Source organism: Paenibacillus sp. TAF43_2 (assembly GCF_052113545.1).
In the GTDB taxonomy this organism is placed as follows: Bacteria; Bacillota; Bacilli; order Paenibacillales; family Paenibacillaceae; genus Pristimantibacillus.
Genome location: NZ_JBFRDK010000328.1, coordinates 1 through 3,230, shown reverse-complemented (window position 1 = coordinate 3,230; position 3,230 = coordinate 1). Strand labels below are relative to the sequence as shown.

Genomic DNA, 3,230 nt, shown 5'->3' with positions numbered 1-3,230 from the left:
AGATAATAGCGGCCAATATTTAAAGGTGCGTCTGACGGCAAATGATTTGCCTGACCTATTTTATTTGAAACCGGGTCATTTGCCTATTTATAAAAATTCATTGCTGTCTCTTAATCAATTGCAAGCAACGAGCAGAAATAAGTACCCAGCTGAAATAGAGGGGGAAACACTTGGCTTRCCGCTCATATCCTTCTCTGAGTATGTGTATTATCGACCAAGTATTTTTGAAGAGGTGGGCGTTAGCGTTCCGCAAACCTTAGGACAATTTATGGATGTGCTGAATCAAATTAAATTGCACGGCAAATATATTCCGATTGCTATCGGGGGCAAAGATGATTGGACCTTCTATCCATTTATTGAATTTGGACCGCCAATCTTTGCGAAGGACGAGAACTATTTAGCCAATATTTCAAACGAATTGAAGCCATTCGGAGAAGGCTCAGCCTTTGGCAAAGCAGCCGATATGCTCAAGACGATCGCGGAAAATAAATTAGCTGGCCCCAACGCGCTCGAAATTGGCTTTGATCAGGCGAAACAATTGTTTCAGTCCAAAGAAGCGGCAATGATTGCACTCGGTCAATGGTATTACTCGGATCATGTGGCAAAAGTGAGCAATGATGAGGATATAGGTGCATTTGCGCTGCCGTGGAGGGAAACGACCAAAGAATCGCTGCTTTCTGTAACGATGCCGGACCAGTATATGGCGATTAACAAAAACTCCAAAAACAAAGAAGAAGCGATACAATTTCTGGAATGGGTATTCAGCCCCGAGGTTTATCAGGCTTTTATAAATAACTCACAAAGCTCATCGACGTTAACGGATGTTCAGTCCATACTTCCCTTTTTTAATGAGGAGAATAAAGAGCATCCATTTGTGCCTTTTATGTATTCCGCGTTAGATGAGAAATTTGTACAAGTGAAAAACGCAGCGCAGTATGATGAGAAAAAGCTGGCGCAAGAAATTTTTGCAGGGGAGTCAGTAGCAGGCATTCAGAACAAGATGAATGAAAACTGGAGCAAAGCAGTGCAATATGTTCAGCATAATTAAAGCCTATCGATGTATGAGGGGGAGTAAGATGCCGAAATACCAAGCCTTTATCGTGGATGACGAGCCTTTAGCCAGATTAGCGCTTCGGGAATATATCGCTTTAACTTCAACTGATATTGAAATTGCGGGAGAGGCTGGCGACGGAGAAGAAGCATTGCATCTTTTAAAGGATCGTCAGGATATCGACATCATCTTTGCAGATATAAAGATGCCGCGCATGAATGGTGTGGAGCTTCTTGCAGCACTTAGGGATGTGTCCTTCGAACGCCCGCCGCTTATTATTATGCTTAGTGCATATGGCGACTATGGCTATGTAAGAGACTCATTTGTGCTTGGGGCGTTTGATTATATGCTAAAGGCGAAATTGGATGAACATTATATTGCGCCAGTGCTGAATAAGACAGTGGAGGAATTGAATAGGCGCAAGAGGAGCAAGGCTGCGGAACCTGAATTGTCTGTTCTAGATGAAGACGAAATGGTTTGTTCCATGCTTCACCAACTGTCGGTGTCAGATGGATTGAGCACATCCGATTGCGAACTCGATGAACAATTGAAATTAGGATTGATTATCGTTCGGAAACAGTTGGGCGAGAAAAATCAGAAGGTAGCCTTCATTAGATTATCTCAAGTGGTTCACTTCGAGCATACGAAGCAAATCATTATGCAAACCATTAGAACCGTAACGAACACGGATAGAAATGAAGGAATATGCCGCGTTTGTCGTCATGATGAACGGAACTATATCCTGTATTTCACCTTCCCTGAGCAATGCAGTGCGATGGCTATTCGAAGTTTGACCCAAGCCGTCTTAACGGATGTGAAAATAAGGCTGCGGCAGTTTTTGAATCTCCATTTATCGATTGGTATCAGTGACTCCGCCAATGGAGTCAGGCAGTGGAATCGTTTGTTCCGTCAAGCTGAACGGCTTTCCCTTCTTAGTTACTATCAAGGATATGACCACTTGATCTATCCAGAAGCCGAACGATCAATGGGTGCAGAGAAGGACAATTGGAAAGACGCATGGGCGCCATTTAAGCTCGAGCTGCTGCAAGCGCTAAAAGATACCGACCCTATGCGATGGAAACAGTCCATTCAGCACGGATTCAAGCTGCTGATTGAATACTTTCCATCCTCGCCTGAGCCTATCAAAAAAGCACTCAGCGATTTGATCTGGGAAACGGGTACGCTGATGCATGAACGAGGAATGTCGTGGGATAAGCTGCATGAAAGATTTCCTCAACCGGTTGAGCATGTCCGGAGTATAGAGACATGGGATGACACCATGGAATGGCTGCAATTATTTCTTGATGCCTTGCRTGATAAGCTGCATCCTAAACTCGACAAAACAGCTGCTTGGCTGAGCCCTGTTGTAGCGAAAGCCAAAGCGATATTAGATAATCATTTTAATGAAGATTTGCATTTGTCTACGATTTGCGCCATGGTCGGGGTCAGTGACAGTTATCTTAGCAAACAATTTGCGAAAGAAATCGGTATTAATTTTATCAACTATTTGACCAATCTAAGAATTGAAAAAGCGAAAGAAGGACTAGAGAACGGGTTGAAAATTTACGATGTAGCAGAAAGTGTAGGGTATGTTAATCCTGAGCATTTCAGCCGAATTTTTAAGAAGGTGACGGGACTTAGTCCAGTAACCTATCGCAAGAAATGTGAGAAACGTCCCATGACGGCTTCCTATTATTTAAAGCATTCATAAATGCTAAGGGGCTGTCCCATAAGCATCAGCTCGCTGAGGAATAGCTCGCTTTGAACGGGAGTATTGGTAGCAGTACAGGAGAGCTATTCCTGTACTGCTATTTTTCTATTCTGGTCTATGCTTGSTTCATAGGATTATGGGCAAGCGAAAGCCACCCGACCTCCAGACTTATCTTAGGCAAGCTGCGAAGCAGAAACGCCGGAATCCTTGGTTAATCTTTATCTGCCCTAAAATACTTTCGGGTTCAATCATTCGTCTTACCGACAGCGAATATCTTTCCTCGCAGCTCAGTTTCTCCCTTGCTTGCTGCTTGTAGCGCATAATAACTCAGACTGACCATATCCAGCATCAGCGATGATCGTCGTATGATTGTAATGTGCGCGAACCGATAGGGAGAGTAAATAAGTGTAAAAGTGCACCTGTTTTTAACAAACAAGATTGGAATGTTGCAAATAGGTGTACTAATAC

3 protein-coding genes and 1 pseudogene are annotated in these 3,230 nt (G+C 43.4%); 2 read left to right on the top strand and 2 right to left on the bottom strand.

Going from position 1 to position 3,230, the window contains the following annotated elements; all coding sequences use genetic code 11:
- The coding region (locus AB4Z17_RS32965) for an ABC transporter substrate-binding protein (RefSeq protein WP_441964616.1) at positions 1-1,048 on the top strand (1,048 nt) is incomplete at its 5' end.
- A 28-nt stretch (positions 1,049-1,076) separates the two neighbouring features.
- Positions 1,077-2,762: a response regulator transcription factor gene (locus tag AB4Z17_RS32960; protein WP_441964614.1), complete on the top strand. Its 1,686-nt coding sequence runs from the start codon at positions 1,077-1,079 to the stop codon at positions 2,760-2,762.
- Positions 2,763-2,877: 115 nt separating this feature from the next.
- Here the strand turns inward: AB4Z17_RS32960 and AB4Z17_RS32955 are convergent.
- Positions 2,878-3,083 (bottom strand): annotated as a pseudogene (locus tag AB4Z17_RS32955) (transposase); the annotation flags it as partial.
- Positions 3,007-3,230: hypothetical protein (locus AB4Z17_RS32950; RefSeq protein ID WP_441964618.1), on the bottom strand; the 224-nt coding region annotated here is incomplete at its 5' end. The pseudogene AB4Z17_RS32955 and the gene AB4Z17_RS32950, both read right to left, overlap by 77 nt.